General features: G+C 42.6%; 16 protein-coding genes. 7 read left to right on the top strand and 9 right to left on the bottom strand.

Annotated features, from left to right (window positions below; genetic code table 11):
• Positions 1 to 63: 63 nt before the first annotated feature.
• From MKY35_RS04450 to MKY35_RS04435, 4 genes are all read right to left on the bottom strand, one after another.
• The gene (locus MKY35_RS04450; RefSeq protein ID WP_342445708.1) at positions 64 to 2,928 is read right to left on the bottom strand and encodes an S-layer homology domain-containing protein; all 2,865 of its coding nucleotides are present in this window, start codon (positions 2,926 to 2,928) and stop codon (positions 64 to 66) included.
• Between the two features lie 422 nt (positions 2,929 to 3,350).
• Positions 3,351 to 4,058 carry a hypothetical protein gene (locus MKY35_RS04445; RefSeq protein WP_342445707.1) on the bottom strand — a complete coding sequence of 236 codons (708 nt, stop codon included), beginning with the start codon at positions 4,056 to 4,058 and terminating at the stop codon, positions 3,351 to 3,353.
• A 136-nt stretch (positions 4,059 to 4,194) separates the two neighbouring features.
• The gene (locus tag MKY35_RS04440; protein WP_342445706.1) at positions 4,195 to 5,121 is read right to left on the bottom strand and encodes a hypothetical protein; all 927 of its coding nucleotides are present in this window, start codon (positions 5,119 to 5,121) and stop codon (positions 4,195 to 4,197) included.
• 391 nt (positions 5,122 to 5,512) lie between these two features.
• The gene (locus MKY35_RS04435; RefSeq protein WP_029517092.1) at positions 5,513 to 5,929 is read right to left on the bottom strand and encodes a MerR family transcriptional regulator; all 417 of its coding nucleotides are present in this window, start codon (positions 5,927 to 5,929) and stop codon (positions 5,513 to 5,515) included.
• A gap of 340 nt (positions 5,930 to 6,269) precedes the next feature.
• Between MKY35_RS04435 and MKY35_RS04430 the strand changes: the two genes are divergently transcribed.
• On the top strand, positions 6,270 to 7,310 hold the full coding sequence (locus tag MKY35_RS04430) for an NAD(P)-dependent alcohol dehydrogenase (RefSeq protein ID WP_328801784.1): 1,041 nt from the start codon (positions 6,270 to 6,272) through the stop codon (positions 7,308 to 7,310).
• Between the two features lie 584 nt (positions 7,311 to 7,894).
• On the opposite strand, the gene MKY35_RS04425 is transcribed toward MKY35_RS04430, so the two are convergent.
• The 3 genes from MKY35_RS04425 to MKY35_RS04415 all read right to left on the bottom strand — a co-directional run bounded on the left by MKY35_RS04425 (position 7,895) and on the right by MKY35_RS04415 (position 10,845).
• A complete protein-coding gene (locus MKY35_RS04425; protein WP_342445705.1) occupies positions 7,895 to 9,274 on the bottom strand; it encodes an amino acid permease in 1,380 nt (459 codons plus the stop codon).
• A 608-nt stretch (positions 9,275 to 9,882) separates the two neighbouring features.
• Positions 9,883 to 10,329 (bottom strand): GNAT family N-acetyltransferase, encoded by a 447-nt coding sequence (locus tag MKY35_RS04420; protein ID WP_342445704.1) that lies wholly within the window; start codon positions 10,327 to 10,329, stop codon positions 9,883 to 9,885.
• 48 nt (positions 10,330 to 10,377) lie between these two features.
• Positions 10,378 to 10,845, bottom strand: a complete 468-nt coding sequence (locus MKY35_RS04415) for a MarR family transcriptional regulator (protein ID WP_342445703.1) — start codon at positions 10,843 to 10,845, stop codon at positions 10,378 to 10,380.
• A 197-nt stretch (positions 10,846 to 11,042) separates the two neighbouring features.
• Here MKY35_RS04415 and MKY35_RS04410 point away from each other — a divergent pair, with 197 nt between their 5' ends.
• The 6 genes from MKY35_RS04410 (at position 11,043) to MKY35_RS04385 (ending at position 16,399) form a co-directional block, all read left to right on the top strand.
• A complete protein-coding gene (locus tag MKY35_RS04410) occupies positions 11,043 to 11,918 on the top strand; it encodes an SDR family NAD(P)-dependent oxidoreductase (RefSeq protein WP_342445702.1) in 876 nt (291 codons plus the stop codon).
• Between the two features lie 164 nt (positions 11,919 to 12,082).
• Positions 12,083 to 12,763 (top strand): hypothetical protein, encoded by a 681-nt coding sequence (locus MKY35_RS04405; RefSeq protein WP_342445701.1) that lies wholly within the window; start codon positions 12,083 to 12,085, stop codon positions 12,761 to 12,763.
• Positions 12,760 to 14,175 carry a phage baseplate assembly protein V gene (locus MKY35_RS04400; RefSeq protein ID WP_342445700.1) on the top strand — a complete coding sequence of 472 codons (1,416 nt, stop codon included), beginning with the start codon at positions 12,760 to 12,762 and terminating at the stop codon, positions 14,173 to 14,175. The genes MKY35_RS04405 and MKY35_RS04400 overlap by 4 nt, the downstream gene beginning before the upstream one ends.
• Positions 14,176 to 14,187: 12 nt before the next feature.
• Entirely contained in the window at positions 14,188 to 15,450 is a 1,263-nt protein-coding gene (locus MKY35_RS04395) for a pentapeptide repeat-containing protein (RefSeq protein ID WP_342445699.1), read from the top strand.
• Positions 15,447 to 15,977 carry a hypothetical protein gene (locus tag MKY35_RS04390; RefSeq protein WP_342445698.1) on the top strand — a complete coding sequence of 177 codons (531 nt, stop codon included), beginning with the start codon at positions 15,447 to 15,449 and terminating at the stop codon, positions 15,975 to 15,977. Before MKY35_RS04395 ends, MKY35_RS04390 begins: the two co-directional genes overlap by 4 nt.
• A 5-nt stretch (positions 15,978 to 15,982) precedes the next feature.
• Positions 15,983 to 16,399 (top strand): DUF4280 domain-containing protein, encoded by a 417-nt coding sequence (locus MKY35_RS04385; protein ID WP_029517103.1) that lies wholly within the window; start codon positions 15,983 to 15,985, stop codon positions 16,397 to 16,399.
• 113 nt (positions 16,400 to 16,512) lie between these two features.
• Here the strand turns inward: MKY35_RS04385 and MKY35_RS04380 are convergent, their stop codons facing one another.
• A complete protein-coding gene (locus MKY35_RS04380) occupies positions 16,513 to 17,991 on the bottom strand; it encodes a YdiU family protein (RefSeq protein WP_342445697.1) in 1,479 nt (492 codons plus the stop codon).
• 115 nt (positions 17,992 to 18,106) lie between these two features.
• The gene (locus tag MKY35_RS04375) at positions 18,107 to 18,556 is read right to left on the bottom strand and encodes a VOC family protein (protein ID WP_342445696.1); all 450 of its coding nucleotides are present in this window, start codon (positions 18,554 to 18,556) and stop codon (positions 18,107 to 18,109) included.
• Positions 18,557 to 18,632: the final 76 nt, after the last annotated feature.

Raw genomic sequence — 18,632 nt, 5'->3', positions numbered from 1 at the left:
TTCGATGGCTGTGGGGACACCCCCTTTTCATAAAACCTCTGCTCTTAATTTTTCTCCAATTACTTACTGATAATTCACTTCTTCTGCAAAGTAAATATCCTTCAAACGATCCTTTACGCGTTGAATTTCATCCGCTGTTAAAGGAGCCGTTGGACATAGCTTGAAGTTCCTTCCGGTGACATAGCTTACGTCCGTGTGACCATCCGAGTTGTAGTCCATCTTCGGAACCGGTTTTCGGGTATAATCGGTAAAGTCAATAATGGACCATGCCGCATCTCCATCCTCTTTGGATAAAATAATCCGCTGTGAGGCATTTTCGGTCCACAAATAGCGCAGATTCGCTGGTGAATTATTGGAATCCATAGCCGTCTTAATACCTGAGCCTCTAAACATGAGCGTAAACTCCGTATGATCATTATTGGATCCTGCTACCGATTCATAAATCTGTTTCAGCCCGTCCACGCCTACAATCTCAACCTTGCGATCAACAGGGAAGTGGTTCACAAAATTCTCCCATATTGGAGCCATGTTATGGGTGTTGGCAAGTGCGTTGATGTCCAAAATAATGGACAAGTAGTTTACCGTATTTATACGTTGATAAGGGTTATCCAAATATTGCTGTACTATATACAGTTGTGGTGCTGCATCCGTCTCAGTCACATATGGGTCAAGCGGATGAAGAGTCCAGCGTGAGGAATCTTTCGTATAGCGTGATCCAATCGGATCAATCGTAACCGAGTTCATGAATACGGTACCGCTATTATCTGCTAGTCCCTGTGCGGGAACAATTGGATTGTCCTTATGGGACCAGTAAGGCATCAATGGAGAGCCCTCACCATACATACCGTTGACATTATATTGTGTAGCCGACCATCCCATCGCGGATGTAATCCGATAGTGATCTTCTAGCCATTGAGTCTGTTCGGGATTCACCGTAAAGCTGGTCAATGATTTCGGCAGATACTTCCGATATTGGTCTGTGTCCATGCTTTCAAACACGGAGGGTGATCCCATTGTACCGGATTGGTGCAGCTCATTGAATGCATTGTAACGATACATATACATCCACTCGTCCATCCGAGCTTCCCAAATAGGTAACCCGTACCGGTTATTCGGATACCCGGCCAGAATTCCAACTTCATCTCCGTACTGATCAACGTATGCCAGAACCTGTTTAAGCTGTGGTCGATTCGCTTCTACAAAAACAAATTCGTTTTCCATCGCCCATGTCACTTTGATATTGGGACCAAAGTGATCCATCAGCAATTGACGAGATTGCTTGATTTGATCTACCGTAGTCGCGCTTCCCTGCAGCATGATGGAGACAGCAAAGTATTGCTTTTTGCGTTCTCCCGGTACTACTGTTAATTCCGCATCGGATGTGAAGAGAACCCCTTGAGATGGCGACTCAACCGTGATTTTTAATGGAATGACCGAATTTACTACCGGAATCAAATGCAGGTTAGCAATCTTTCCATCCTCATCAAATATCCCTCTGGAATCCTCTACCCGAAGTATCAAGTCTGAGGGCAGCAATCCAGGAGCTATAACCTCTCCATTAGCATTATGAAATACGTAGGACATATTCCAAGCAGCAGGATCTAAAGTAGCAGCCTCTGAAATGGTATACGTAGCCAAGTATACGGACCTGATTACGTTCGGTGGCTCTGCCGGCGGAGTCTTCCCTTTCACGATCAGCTTGGCCTGAGCTGTAAGGACCTGATAAGGTTTGGCAACGGTGACCTTCATTTCTACAGGAATGAAGCTGTCCGCAACCGGAATATTTTCGGGATGTGCAATTTTCCCTTGTTCATCAAAAATACCTAACCCATCACTAAATGTGTATGTAACACTTGTGACGCTGGCAGCAGGAATGCTTACTGGTCGCCCTTTATTATAGAGCTGAAAGGATAACTGATATGAAGGGTACGTTTCCGGTTGATTTACCAGCTCCTGTGCCTTGATTACGACCTCATCTACCAGAAAATCCGAAGAATGATCCGGCGGAAGCACCGGTGGATCTGCCGGAATTACTGGTGGTTTGGGGTTAGGTCCCGATGGTGTAACTGGCGGTTCCGGCTTCGGTTCTGGTGGTGTCACCGGAGATACTGGTGAATCAGGGCTTGGGCGATGCCTTTTAGGCTCCTCGACTTCCGAATTCACAGGTTGTTGACTAATTTCCGGTGTCACATCGACCTCGATCTTCTTCGATTCTTGTTGGCTGGTCGTCTGAGGCATCGTTGCAGTTCCATCTCCTAATGACCCTAGCAAACGCTTGGCACGTTCTCTCAGACCGTCACCGCCTAACCATATTCGATAAGCAACCAGCGTGGCGTCCTGCCGTCTCACAGACTCTTTAGGATGGAAATAGTGATTCGTATCTCCCTCGATCAGTTCCAGCCGTTCCATCAGCCATACGCTCGTTTGTGCATAATTTGATATATCCGGCTGATCCACAAAACTGGATATACCAGCCGATCGGGTATCTTCAGTAACACCAAAATAGCGGGCATACCAAACGGCCATATCCTGACGAGTCATATTGTGCTTGGCACCGAATAATTGATCACTAATTCCTTTCGTAATGCTCTCTTCCTGTAAGGCCTGTACATAAGGTAGAGCCCATGGTGACACATCACGAAAAGAAGTTACGCCTCTGTTATTCGATGTTCGCTTTAAGGTTTTAGCGAAAATGCTTGCCCATTCCTGTCGCGAGATAAAATGTAAAGGTCGAAAGCTCCCATCCTGATAACCCGTAACATAACCTTGAGCAGCCATGGCCTCAATCGCATCAGCTGCATAGGAATGTTCGATATCGTTAAAGGCTCTGTCCGCAAAAACAGGCGCACTATGTATACAGAACAACCAGACAGCCAGTAAACCAGCCATGTAATGCCTAATTTGTTTTAACTTTTTTTCATAATTCATTATTCGGAATCATTACACCTCCTTTACTAGATAGCACTGAGCCACTTTCGCCTGTACTTTCATATCAACTTTGAAAATTAATCTCTCTTGTTTTCAATCGGTTTTTCATTACTGTTAACACAAAACTGTATATACTTGAATTATCGGAATAATCTCCCTAGGATTGAATAAAGCCAGTAAAAAAAGTAGTTTTGGCAATCTACTATCCTGTTTATTCACCATCTTTTTTTAAGCCGTAATTCCCTATCACTAAACAATGGTTTTCATTGGTAATTAAATATTTATCATCTTTTTGAGTTACTATGTTGATCCCGTATACAAATAAAAAAAGAGATAACATCTGTATCCGCATTCGCTTGAAGAATACAAAATGTTATCTCGTTCTCGTGTACATATATACTTATAAAATCCTGTCTGCTGTTTTAATTCTCTTTAAACTCAGAACCCTTATAAACATAAAAGTAGCCGTTTAAAGCCCCATTTTGTGGATAGGCAGCAGGATCTTTGCCTTTTATTTGACCAACCAACTCTCGATTTATAAACGCAGGGGGGCCTTCCTCAACTAGCGCTTCAGCAGACATTCCAGTGATTGATTTTACTGTGTTGGACCAGAATGTAACTAAGTAGACATCGTCAGCATTAAAATGATATCGTCCTTCACTTGGAGTTCCCTCATAAAACAGCTCTGCCAAAGAAGCTGCCTCAGACCCTCTCATAAAAATTCGAATCTCATCGGTTCCGTTCCATGTATGAGGAACTCCACCTTTTGGATTAACGTATTCTACAGTTTCTGGCTCCTTGTCGCTAATAAAATCAACAACTGCATATTGATAAACCTCATCTGTTACACTCTTGGTTGCAATTTCAGTTGTTTTCTCTGTTCGATAGCCACTGAACTTTCCATACACATTCGGGGTTTTGCCAATAGCAGCTAAGGCCTTTTCCTGATCCATGAATCCGGCTCTTCCAGCTGCTGGTGTCAGCCTGTACGTCTTGATTTCAGTCCCCTTGTACTGATCCCAAGTGTATTCGTAATAATATTTCGCATAAGATACTCCACTGTTCCAGCCTACGGATAACAGCATGAGAATACCTATCATGAATACTAACGGCCATTTTTTCAACTTCATACCCTCAACCTCTTTTCTCCAAGTACACTCAAATCATCATTAGCATTATAGCTTTTCAATAAATCTATCGACAGTTAAATATTAGAAGAAAGTGTGGATAAATTATGTCCTTGATAATTTACTATTTGCTTGTGTTTTACTGATCGGTTGCAGCTTTGAGACGTTTTTCCATTTCTGTAGACACCATAATGTTTAATAGCCCCATAAGATTATTGGTCTCATCTCTTGCTTTTTGATAGGCCGCAGCGAAGGCTTTTTCATTCGCGGCAGGGTTTTTAATGTCACTTAGTTTCTTCCACTCGGGCTTAACGCGTTGATCGTACATATCGTACAAGCTGATGTCTGTAGGTGTCTGGGCAACAGGCATCATAGACTCAAATTTCGAGGCAACCTTAAAAAATCCCAGCGTATTTTGGACCGATGGACTAGAATAATCATGCGTCTTCATCGCTTCTTCTAAAATATGAAGTCCCTCTCGTGACAAATAGAGCATTTTGACGAGTCCTCTTTCTGTATTAGAGGTTTCCTCCCACTTCTTGTAGGACTCACCTGGAGCAACTCCCTCTGTAAAAAAATTATAAGCTTCATGAATAAATTCATCTGTATTCAGGTGGATGGGTTCTTCTGTATATAAATTCACGACAGAATCACTGTAATTTGCAATGTTTACATGTTTCCCGGTTGGATCGGAAACCCGCCGAATCGGATGATCCTGCACTCGTACCAGCCCATAACGATCGGCAAAGGTAAGAAGCTGCTCCTGCGTCGTATTTAACCCTATTTGTCCTGCTGGCTGATCGGGTTCCGTTGCTTCTTTAGCCACGTCGGAATACGTCTTTCCATTACTTTTTGTAGCTTGGTCTGTAGTATTGCTCACAACACCATCCACACCAGCCTGTTCCGCATTGTCCGCCTTGGCATTCTGTGTAGTCGTAGTGGTTGCCGTTGCTGCTCCAGTCGTAGATTCACCTTCAATTTGCTTCTTGGAGTCACCGCATGCGGTCAGCATAGCAGTTAAACTTATTACAGCAGTCAACAAAATAATATACGCTTTTGCCTTCATCAGTATCTTCCTCATTTCCTTATGTATCATTCTTTATACCTTCGTGGTTTGATAGTAGACTTCAATAATATGGAATTAATCTTATCAAAAATAAAAATGAGAGAATACTGGACCATACTCCTGATTATCTTCGATGATTCTATAGTAATTCGTTGTTTTCTGAACTAAAATCGTGGCTCTCAACCTATATAATGGGCAAATTGCCCGTTGACTTTCGGAATACTTGATCCTCGGTACTACTCCTGCCTGTTCAAGTTACATTATAGTTGGTTCCTAGTTTTCTAAAACCGATCGTGCTGTTTTAAATCAGTAGGTTGTAGTAAATCGAATATTACAAACGAAAGCACCTGTAATTCATCATAGAAATGGATGAATTACAGATGCTTTTCTATTAGTTAGTAATGAGACTCCCTATTTTATTGTTTTTATGAATATTTTCCGTTCCGGCATCCAATGCAGTTTTGTAATATGAGCATTTATGTTCAATAACTTCCATTGTTTTTTTAAGTTCTTCCATTTGTGCTTCTACAGTAGCTTTTCGTTCCATAAACATGTCATATCTTTGTTGTAGTGTGGAATCCCCACCAGAACACCAATCAATGAAATTTTTAATTTCTTTGATCGGCATCCCGGTGGATTTTAGACATTCAATTATTTTTAAAGCGTCGATATCGGATTCTTTAAATAATCTTGTTCCGCTAGATGTCCGTTCTACAAAAGGCATAAGTCCCTCTTTGTCGTAGTAACGCAAAGCGTATGCTGTAAGATTCAATTCTTTTGCAACTTCGCTGATAGAATACGTCTTCATCATGTATCTCCTATACTTAATGACATAGACTTCGAGTTAACTCTATGATATAAGGGAGATTCTATCAAGTTATTTGTGGAATGTCAAAGTCCCCTTATAGGAAAAGTAGAATCAGATGCTATCTAACGAAATATAATTAGCAAGAAAACAACATTACTGAATAGAGGCTTATAAACCTGCGCTTGACTTAGAGTTAACTATAAGGATTAACATTGATTTGCAAGAGAAAAAGTATAAATGGAAATGAATGAAGGGGAACTTCAACCGACTTCAGCTAGTTTTCAATTTATACCGATATAACTGCATTCTCTTGAGAAATACAAATAATAGGAGGCTATTTATGATAACTGCTAAAGCACGAGCTGTCGATGGCCCAGACAAACCGTTTCGATCGGCTGAAATTAAACGACGGGATCTTGATTCACACGATGTTCTGATTGAAATTAAATATGCCGGCATATGCCATTCTGACATCCACACTGCTCACGGCGAATGGGGCCCAGTGAACTACCCTCTCGTACCTGGACATGAAATTGCAGGGATTGTCACGGAGGTAGGATCTGAGGTTACAAAGTACAGCGTTGGTGACCGGGTAGGGGTTGGCTGTATGGTTGATTCCTGTGGCGAATGTGAGAACTGTCGTAAAGGAGAGGAACAATACTGCCTTAAAGGAAATGTCCCTACCTATGCTGGTGTTGACAAATACGGCGAGCCTACACAAGGCGGATATTCTACCCACATTGTCGTAACTGAGGATTTTGTAGTAAAAATTCCAGATAACATTGAGCTTGACGTGGCTGCTCCATTACTTTGTGCAGGTATTACGACTTATTCACCGTTGAACCGCTGGGGTGCTGGTCCAGATAAGAAGGTAGCCGTTGTGGGCATGGGAGGCCTTGGCCATATGGCTGTCAAGATTGCACATGCTATGGGTGCTGAGGTAACCGTTCTATCCCAAACATTAAAGAAAAAGGAGGATGGCTTGCAATTTGGTGCGGACCACTATTATGCTACAAGCGAACCAGAAACATTTGAAAAACTTGCTGGGCACTTTGATTTGATCATTAACACGGTAAGTGCTGCCATCGATATGGATGCTTATTTTGCACTACTCAATCTAGACGGAACTTTGGTGAATGTCGGTGCCCCTGGGGAGCCGTTGTCACTAAATGTGATGTCCCTTATCGGACATCGCCGTTCATTTGCTGGTTCAATGATAGGAGGCATCCGTGAGACACAGGAAATGTTGGATTTTTGTGCAAAACACAATATTGTTCCTAAAATTGAAGTAATTTCGGCCGACCAGATTGACGAAGCCTACAAACGAGTGTTAGCTTCTGATGTGAAGTATAGATTCGTGATTGACATTAGCACAATGTAAGCTATGTAAATCATAAGTTGTACAAGTGATTTTAATTGTGAAGGTGTCCCCAAAGTATTACTTGGGACACCTTCACTTTATTCTGTGTACCATCCTATTGTCCATTTCCTCTTTTTGTATTTATTTGTAATCCAAAGATTCCATCCTTAGAATATAATACATTAGGAATAAATAGGAAGGTGGAACTTATCTATGTTTAAGACAATGGATATTTACAAAATCCTCACTTTAATATTTGCATTAGTTGTTATGATCTCTTCCTCTTTATCACTCGCATACCCAAACACCTACGAGGATTTGTACAAAGTCTCACAATTTTTTCTAGGATTTATATTTTTATTTTCGGGAATTACAGAGTTTAAGGCTAACCGTAAGAGTATGGCAATAATCAACTTCTCCATTTTCGTTCTCATTTTTTTTGTATCTATATTTACACTTGTAGTGCGAACAGGTTAACCACACGGTTTTATACCTCAGTAATAACCTTCCATAGCCCTCTCTCTCGTCATGTAAAAGAAAAGCCGAGCGAACTCAGAATCATCTGAATTGCGCTCGGCAAATGTTACGTATTTAGCAATCTTCTTTTAGTTTTCCTCTAATTCTTCAATTCTCTGCCGCTTTCCTATGCCAAAGATAAAATATCCAACAATGACGATCGCCATGAATATTGCCCCGACAATCAACGGCAAGCGTGTGTCTGGATTAAACCACATTCCAACGATCACAAGCAACAAAAAGATAATGGTGATGTAATTACTGATTGGAAAAAAACGAGACTTAAAGTTGTGATCCTTCATTTCGTCCTTCCACTTTTTCCTGAATTTAAATTGGCTGATGGCTAATGCAAACCACGGTACCATGCCTGGGAGGACACTGGCGCTGTAAATGTACAGAAACAGTTTGGAATTAGGCATTAAGTAGTTAAATAACACTCCTACCAGCAGCAAAGAAATGGTCGTAATTATACTATTTCTAGGAACGCCGCTTGCAGAAACCTTCCCAAAAAACTTAGGAGCTTGTCCGTTCTTAGCTAATGTATATAACATTCTGCCCGCACTGTAAATACCACTGTTGCAGCCAGACATCGCTGCTGTAAGTACAACAAAGTTAATGATACCCGCGGCGGCCACAATTCCTACCTTAGCAAAAGTCAAAACAAATGGGCTACCGATCTCGCCTATTTGGTTCCAAGGATAAATTGTAACAATGACAAAGATTGCACCCACGTAGAAAATCAAAATACGCCAGATGATGTTTTTAATGGCTTTTCGCAGTGTCATTTTCGGATTTTCAGCTTCACCTGCCGTAATACCCACCATCTCTATCCCTTGGTAAGCCGCTGTTACAATGCAGAGTGCAAATAGAAACCCTTTCAAGCCACCTGCAAAGAAGCCGCCATGGCTGAACAGATTGGATAGACCTATCGGTTGTCCACCGTTACCGAGTCCAAAAAAGATCATCCCCGTACCCACTACTAGCATGAAGATAATAGCGACAATCTTAATCATCGCAAACCAAAACTCAAATTCTCCATAAAATTTCACAGCCGCCAAATTGGCCAATGCAATAATAATTACACCTGCCAAAGCCGGTAACCATTGCGGGATATCTGGGAACCAGTAGCCCACATATACCCCAATCGCAGTGACTTCCGCCATCCCTACGGTAACCCATAAAAACCAATAGCTCCAGGCGGTCAAGAAACCGGCTAAGGGACTGATATATTTATGAGCAAATGTAGCGAATGAGCCTGTCACCGGTTCAAGAATCAGCATTTCCCCCATGATCCGCATGACAAAAAACATAATAATCCCAGCTAAGAGATAAGCCAACAGTACTGAGGGACCTGCCCATTTTATCGTACTTGCCGACCCCATAAACAAACCGACGCCAATCGTGCCTCCAAGCGCAATCAACTCAACGTGCCGTGGCTTTAGCCCTCTCGTTAATTGTTTCGATTCCAAAAGAACGCTCCCCTTCGTATATGTTCATCATCAAACGCTAATGATCCGGAAAACTGCCCCCAAACATTATTAATTTTTCAGACTGACGTGGTCGTGAGTGAACGACTACAAAGTAGTTCCACGATTCTTAAATATACAAGGAAACCACGTCCTATTTACTGTCCAAACCTTACTGTTTCTAAGACCGAGTCCGTAGCATTAGATGCATTGTATGACAAAAAACGCCTAAATACAACTGCTAATTAGCAGACATATTTAGGCATGAAATGGAAAGGAAGGTGATTCATGTTTTCTGAACAATGGTCAATTTAATGCGATGCATTAGAGTGCTAAACATATCTAGTTTTTCAATGATAAATATCACGATATTAAGCCTGTTTGAAATCTGCATTCAAACAGTGGAAAACATGAATTCCGAATGAAAGAGCAACATTTCAAACATTACCTTGTGATATAACTAGGCATGAATTCTAAACAAGGAGATAAAGATATAACTGGTCAATGGGTTGATGCAAGTGGTGATTCTCATCTATAAAATTGAAGGGTTCAAAGCCTGGCTGAAGATCAGGCTTTTGAACCCACTTATTCAATGATGAATGAATATGTATTTATTTGAGATTTTTTATAAAATTTTTCTGATCCTTGGTAAACATATAGCCACGTCGTTCATAGAACCTGTGGGCCTGTATCCGACTTGGGTGAGATAACAATTTGATCCCGGAAAATCCATGGGACTTTCCCCACTGTTCAAGACGCTCAATCAACATGCTACCTACACCTTGATTTCTATACTTTTCTTTAACAACAAATCCTAGTACATTCACCAAAGATTCAGAAAAAAGTAATTCATGTGGGCTTCCATGGATATATCCTAACACCTCGTTGTTTTCTTCATAAACAAAGATCACATCTTTTGATTCCTTTATAATCATTTCAATTTTCTCTTTTACTTTTACTTCAGGAAATAGATCTAGATTGGGATTAAAGTCTTGATTTAACAAATAAATATCATGATAATCAGTTCCCCTAATTTCCCTAACATTTTTTTCTTTCACTTTTGAAATGCCCCCTATTTTCATCATCCGATGCTTTATGTCGAATCATTACTCCTCGCAATCTTGACCGTTAAAACAATTCAGCATACCAATAAACGCTTCAAGTTTGGAATCCTCCCATGTTGAAATGCGTTGATAAAACTCATTTTCTTTTTCTTTTAAAGCTTCTAAGGCTTTTTCACGACCAGTAGCTGTCAGGGATATTAACACTCCCCGACGATCCTCAGGGTGAGTTTCACTTTTTACATAATTCAAGTGTTTAAGCTGAGTAACAAGTCGGCTGACAGAGCTTCGATCCATAGCGGTGGATTCCGCCAAAAATGTAGCGCTTGCCGGACCGTACGAAAGAAGGCAGCGTACGATCAGAAAAGCCGCAGGTTGTAATGATGGATCGAAAAGTGCCGCTGTTCTTACATTGAGTGCATGTGACGCGCTTATAAGTGCATTAAGTTGTTCACCAAGATTCAGTTCTAATTGCTCTCTTGTAGAATTTGAATGTTGAGTTTTATGATCCATATGTCTCCACCTTATTTGAATGAGTTCGAATATATTTGACATATATCAATCAAAATACATATACTTGATATATATCAATCATATTTTCAGCTTTGGTAAGTGTCAAGCAGAAGATCTACAGTATAAAGCATCTACAACCGTAAAGCGTAAGCATGAATAAGAATGTAATTGGATCGAGAATTAGGAGGATGATGTATATGTCGACATACCCGACTATTGTAATCACTGGTGCTACTAACGGTCTTGGACAATTAGTAGCAATTGAATTAGCCCAACGCGGAGCGCATCTAGTCTTAACAGCCAGAAATGAAAAGCGTGCTGAAACGACTAAAAATATTCTAAAAGATCTGGCGCCAAGTACAAAGGTAGACTTTTTTTTCGGGGACCTGTCTCTTATGAAAGATGTCAGGCGTATTGGAGATGAAATTAAAGCTAATTATCCAAAGATTGATGTATTAGTGAACAATGCTGGATTACATGGATTTGAACAGCGAATAACCTCAGAGGGTTTGGCAGAAATGATAGCAGTAAACTATCTTGCCCCGTGGCTGTTAACGCATACCCTACTCAATTCACTAATGGAATCCACAAATGCTAGGATCGTCAATGTGGCTTCTGAAGCGTCACGCAACCATGGCGAATTAAAATTACCGGAGGATTTAACAGATATATCTGCATTTACCGCAAGAGGTTCATCTAAGATATACGGAAGGACTAAACTTCTTAATATCATGTTTACAGAAGAACTTGGACGTCAGTTGGATGGAACCGGAATCGTAGTTAACGCACTTAATCCAGGATTTAACGTTACTGGCCTTGGCCGTGAGTTGGGATTTTCTTCAGTACTTGCAAAAATATTGAACGCTTTGCATATTGGAGACCCACGGAGAGGAGCAGAAATTATTATTCGTTTAGCAACAGAATCTCAATATCGAGAAGTGACAGGTGGATATTTTAATGTTGGCACTGGTAAGCCGATTGTGCCGACATATCCTGGTGGGGATAGCAAGATGCAACGCCTACTTTGGAGTACTACAACCCAATTGTTGCGGCAAAAAGGGGTTTTGGCATGAAATAGGAGCTATATCAAATAATGCCCCCCAACGAATGGTTCATTTTGTAAACTAAATCTCTCTTTTAACCGATAAATACATATGCTGGTTCTGTACTTAAATATCTCCTCCCATCTTTACATATTCAAGTACAAACGTGTATTTTTCCTAAAAGGGGGCTTCCTATGAACTATCTAGACGAGCATATACTTAGCCTCAAAGCTAAAATGGTGGATCGGAAGACAGCTAATAACGATAATGTGAAATCCATTCCAGCTCAAACTCAGAAATCGGAACAGGACGGTTCCATGTTTGAAGAAACAAAGCTACTTCATATTGAAAACGATTATCTCGCATTGGAGCCCATTACAATACTACACGGAGAAATTGGTTTCTACATTCCCAAGTCCTTTACTCCTATGCCAATGGAGCAAGCTATAATCAAATATCCTTCAGAGCATCGACCAAAGGTCATTTATACCTCATCTGAGGAGACTATCAATATTACTTTTAATCCTACAGATACTGCTCTGGAAGCGGAAGAGCTGCCCGATTTTGTAGAGCAAATGGCGGATATTCTACGGTCTGTACAACCGATTCGCAACTGGTTAGGTACCGAAATGGTTATCAACGGTTCCGGACTTTCAGTTGGGCAGATTCGTTTTGTGGCGGCGGGGATCGACGGTAATCTATACAACGAAATGCTATTCTTCATCCACAATGGACGAGTTGTCATTGGTTCCTTTAGCTGTCTGGAGGTAGATCTCGAAGTCTGGTTACCTGTAGCAGAATACTGGGTTCAATCCCTTTCTGTCCTTCCACCCTCCGCCTATTCTACAAATGAGAAAGGAATGACTACACCATGAGTCTGGGATACGATCAAATTCACATTCACCCTTATGAACAAATGGATCTAGAAGAGCTCACCTTAACGAAAAAAGTTAACGAGCATACTCGGCTTTATTTTACAGGTGTTATCCCCGAAGACTTGCAAGACAGTTACGTGGAAACGACAGAAAAAAATACCATCATTGAAGTCAGTCAACAAGATGAGTCTGGCGCAAGCACACCGCTATTTAGTGGGATTGCCCTCTCGGTCGAGGTAAAAGTCGTGCGAGGTGTGTACTATCTGGAGGTGGAAGCTATTTCCCATACGTACCGGATGGACATGAAGCAGCGTACTCGTTCTTTTCAGTATACGAAAATGACGATTCCTCAAATGCTGGAGCACATAGGTAAGGACTATGAAGGACTGGATGTGATCGACGGGGCTACTGGCGGAGAAGCCATCGGGCGGCTTGCCATTCAGTATCAGGAGACAGACTGGGCTTTTTTAAGACGCATAGCCTCCCGTTATCATACGAGTCTGATGCCTGTAGCCCGTTTTGACAGTCCCAAATTTTATTTTGGTATTGAGGACAGCCCTGCACAGGCGATACTGGATCATACCCGTTATACCGTACGTAAGCAATTGCTTCCTTTTCGTTATTTTCAGGAAAATGAGCAAACCAAGCTGAGTGAACACGATTTTATTTTTTATGAGGTAGAAACGGATGAGGTACTCGACTTGGGCGCTCAGTTGAATTTTCAGGGGCATAACTTGTATGTCATGGAAGCCTACACCGCCATGAGTCAAGGACTGCTGCGGCATCAGTATGTGTTGGGTTCTTACCAGGGATTTCGGCAAAAAAGCTACTACCAGGATAAACTGGCAGGAGCCTCATTAAGCGGTGTTGTACTGGACGTACGTCAGGATCAGGTACGCATTCATCTGGATTGTGATGAACAACAAGACGCAACCAAAGCACATTGGTTCAACTATTCTACTGTGTACAGTGGCGGTGGCCATACCGGCTGGTACGTCATGCCAGAAAAAGGCGATTCCGTTTCTCTCTATTTCCCCGGTAGTCGGGAAGAAGACGGCGTGGCAGGTAGTGCGGTGAGACGGGCAGATCGCAAGAGTACGCATAACTATTTTTCCAATCCGCAAATGAAAATATGGCGTACCCCGCATGGCAAGGAAATTCGACTGGGACCGGATGAACTGGTCGTTACAGCCAAGGACGGCGCTATTTACATCAAACTGGATGATAAAGAAGGCATTCATATCACCAGCAGCAAGCAAGTGAATATTTCGGCAGGAGGCAATCTCAGCCTGTCTGCGGGAAAGACGATGAGCCTGTCCGCAGGTAGTCAGCTCCGTATGGATTGTAACGGCAGTCATATTGAATTAAGCGGGTCAGCGGATATGAAAGGCAGCGAAGTGAAGTCAAATTAAGGATGATTAGCAATGGAAAAGCAAACAGATGTGTTAGATCAGCAACAAAGAGCTCTTCAACAGGCTTGGTCTCTCATTCGCAAAGAATGGGCGTTGAAATGTAAATCAAAACAAACACAACGATTACAGCATATAGTAGAACATTTTCGGGCCTTTTGTGAGCTGGTTCGGCAAAAGCAACTCACAGGTCATAAAGGTCATATCGGTTACATCACCTACTCCATGCTGCGCACCACATGGCTTGAACAGAAGCCCGTTTATCTTGTTGAAGCTACGGATGCCTTATGGATGCTTGATGCTGAGCCCGTTCAGTTGGAATACGATGCAAGTTGGATTTTTCTCTATTGGACTCAATTACATGAACAACTTGGGGCTGAAACTTTGAAGCAACAAGTCTCCCTTTCCGAACTTGAATTAGAACAGATCATGCTGGAAGCAGCGGGATATCTTCATACGATGATCGTTAGTCTGGTTCGTCAGGCTATGAAGCAAGTAGTCCACCTACCAGAGTTTGAGGCGTTGGATCGTGAAGAAGCTTTTGAGATTCGCGTCGGAGAGTATATGGATCATAGTGTCTCCGTGTACCGGGAAGATCGAAGACCCGTGGATGCTAACATCATAAAGTCTTGGCTGGAGGAAAAAGAAGAATCGGCCTACAGCTACCAAGCACTATCTCAAGTTCAACTGTCGAATGGAGATTACAGTTCCTTGGATTTTCGTTATACAGTCTTTCGCCAGATCGGGATGCAACAAAGTCGATTACATCACTGTATCCTCGTAGGCACGATATGGCAAGAAGCTCAGCTAGATGGAACCGACTTTTCGCACAGCCTGCTTCACGGAGCCGATTTCCGTGGTTGTTCCCTGCAAGAGGCTGTGCTGGACGAAGTTATAAGCAATAGCGAATATGGATCGGATGCTTGGCTGGATTGGGAACCGCTAGGATTAGATGGAGTGGATTTTACAAGAGCTAATTTACAGGGAGCTAGTTTTCAACATGCACAGCTTCAAGGAGCTACTTTCCAAGATGCCGCGCTGCAAAGAGCTTTATTTAACGGCGCAGATCTAACAGGTGCCTGCTTTGAAGGAGCCGATCTTACTGACGCTTCGTTTATAGGTGCATGTTTAGTAAAAGCTAATTTTACAGGGGCAAAGCTACACCGGGCAATCTTTACAGATATCCAACTAAGCGAAGCCATTGGTCTTGCTGCTGTAGAAGCACCCCTGGTTACACAGGTAACAGATACAGTGAGTAAGGAGAGTGGGGGTAAATGAGATATTTTCGACTCATGGTGGACGAGCGCGTAAAGCATCGGGTAGAGACTGCGCCCCTGTCTCCCTTGCAGGTGGAAGAACTCCTTTCGGGTCATACCATTCAGGCGGAGGACACTCCCCTGTTTTTAGCAGTACATACAGATCCACGAACCGTATATCCGGATTTTCTGGAGTTCCCTTTGCCGCTGGTTTCAGACTCCATGAAAGTCCTGTTGGAAAAATATATGCCGGAGCTGGAATGGAAGGTCGCTATACTTACCGATTTTCAGAAGGCCAGGCAGGATGTGTACTGGATATTGCGTCCACCTGTGGTGGATTGTCTTTCCTCACAAACCGAGTGGTATCCTGACCATACCTTGAAGCAGTTGGTACTTAAACACGGAAAAATCCAATCGTCTATATTTCGGATCGCCGGCTTGTTGGAAGCTCATATCTATATCAATCTCGCGATAGCGGAAAGTCTGCTGCGTCGTCCATTTACAGGTGTTCGTGTGCAAAAAGTGGAGATGTCCACAAAGGAGGAATAATCCGTATGGAAGAAGCAAGTGTGCAGCCTGGGTCAGGTGCGAAAAAAAGCTATGTCGTGGCAGGTGCGATTTTAAGCTGTAGTTACGGTACACAGCCTACGCGTTTGAAGCGCCCTTTTAGCCACGGGGTGTATGTCAAAAATAAAGCCCAGATGAATATTGGAGATTATGTGCCTGGAGTGAACATAAAATCTTTTGGAAATTGCTCCAGTCCGCTGAATCCGGCTGTGCAAGCCAGTGAGATGGTCGATATTTATGGGGTGAAAAAGGCTCCATGTATTCCTGTTCTTACGATGCCTTGGCTGAACGGAAAAAGCGACATGCGCATCGAAGGCCAGCCTGCTCTTACACAGAACTGTACGCATCAATGTCTTTATTGCGGGCACATACAAATCGAAAATGACGGTCAAGAGCTGGATTAATTAGTTGCAGCCTACCAAAATAAAAACAAAATGCGCTGGTGAGAGAATGGCTATCTTCTCCACCAACGCATGAAATAGGTTATCATCGAGTTGTTCAACATGATTACATTACATTAGGTACCGCAAAAGGTTCGGTATGAGCAGTTGGATTTCTCAGGCAATGTAGAATAAATAGCCTGTTCGTCAGAATAAGCATAAGGGTTCGAAAGAACTTCAAGGAGTTGCTCCATCACATGGTAGTCTTCCCGTTCCACCGCAGCTTCCAATGCTTCTTCTACTCGGTGGTTGCGCGGGATGATTGCAGGATTGCTGCTGCGCATCAGCTGATGCGATGAATCTTGGGATTCCTGCTGTCTGCCCAGTCTCGCCTGCCACTGCTCGTGCCACTGGGTGAATTCCTCAGTGCTGAACAGAACCGTATCCTCCAGCTTGTCCAAAGTTAGGGCACGGAAGGTATTGGTGTAGTCAGCACGATGCTTCTGCATGATATTCAGAAGATCCTCAATAAGAGATTCATCCTCCTGCTCTTCGTTAAAGATCCCTAGCTTCGCTCGCATTCCTGCAAGCCAGTGACTGTGAAACATTTTTACAAAATCTGAAATTGCATTCTCAGCCAGTGTGACAGCCTGCTCCCTGTTGTCATGCAGCAGTGGCAAGAGCGTCTCAGCAAATCTCGCGAGATTCCACGCAGCAATATGCGGCTGATTGGCATAAGCATAGCGTCCCTGCCTGTCGATGGAACTGAATACCGTCTCAGGATCATAGGTATCCATGAAGGCGCAAGGACCATAATCAATGGTTTCTCCGCTAAGGGTCATATTGTCGGTGTTCATCACCCCGTGAATAAAACCAACCAGCTGCCATTTGGCAATCAGCTCGGCCTGACGCTTGATCACTTCCTGAAGCAGTGAAAGGTAACGGTTTTCGTCATTGGCAACTTCCGGATAGTGTCTTTCCAATGTATAATCAGCCAGAGCACGGAGATCTTCGGACGTGCCCCATGCTGAGACGTATTGAAAGGTTCCGACGCGAAGATGACTGGCAGCCACACGGGTCAGAATGGCACCGGGCTGCTCGGTTTCCCGGATGATCGTCTCACCTGTGGATACCACCGCCAAGCTGCGGGTGGTAGCAATACCTAGCGCATGCATCGCCTCACTGATGATGTATTCGCGAAGCATCGGACCAAGTGCCGCACGCCCGTCACCACCACGGGAGTATGGCGTTCTTCCAGAGCCCTTGAGCTGAATATCAACCCGTTCACCCAAGGGATTGATCTGTTCGCCAAGCAGCAGAGCACGACCGTCTCCTAACATGTTAAAATGCCCGAATTGATGTCCTGCGTAAGCTTGAGCAAGAGGCGTAGCCCCTTTAGGAACCTGGTTGCCGGCCAGCTCCGCTACGCAATCATTCCTTTGCAGCGCCGTGCCGTTCAACCCCAGTGATGCTGCCAACGGATGATTAAGTATAATCAGCTTTGGCGAGCGGACAGGAGTTAGGTTGAGCTTTGTAAACATGGATTCCGGCAGACGAGAGTAACTGTTGTCGAAGTTCCACCCTATTTTATCTGCTATTTCTTTTTTCTCCGTCATAGTGTCTCCTTTTCTGCTGTGGTATCTTGGATTTTCCCCTTTTAGTTTTTACTTCAGTCCATTTATTATCCACTGTTCATCATGCTATTGTGCTTTTTAGCTTTTAACAACCTTTTTATTGTAATCGATTATCAAACATTAATTGTATTTGAATACCGAACGGGTCTTCAATAATACCATAGGCTTGGCTAAACATATTATTAGATAAAGGCACCATAATTTTCACTCGATCATCTGTAATTAGGCTATGATAAAAATGTTTAATTTCTTCTAAGTCAGCACTTTGAATACATAATGAAGTGTTATTACCAACTGTATATTTTTCACTGGGATTCATTGTATCTTCTGCTATCATTACTTTTGTTTTTCCGATGGATAAGACAGAATGAGCAATATAATTTTTATTTTTATCCGTAAGCTGTATGGAACTGTCACGTTGGGCCATGTCTTGATAGGTAACCAGAAACAATTCCTCTGCGTTGAAGTGTTTTTTGTAAAAATGTATAGCTTCCTTTGCCTTTCCGTTCATGGATAAGAAAATAGCTACTTCCAGTGTTGTACTCATGGTATCAATCTCCTTTATATATAATCTTAGTCAGGATTTTGTAAAATCCTCAGGTAGATATCTTATGAATTTGATA

The sequence above is a fragment of the Paenibacillus sp. FSL L8-0638 genome, assembly GCF_038593075.1.
GTDB classification, from domain to species: Bacteria; Bacillota; Bacilli; order Paenibacillales; family Paenibacillaceae; genus Paenibacillus; species Paenibacillus polymyxa_D.
The sequence above is the reverse complement of the archived record's forward strand: the minus strand, read 5'-3'. Positions and strand labels throughout refer to the sequence as shown.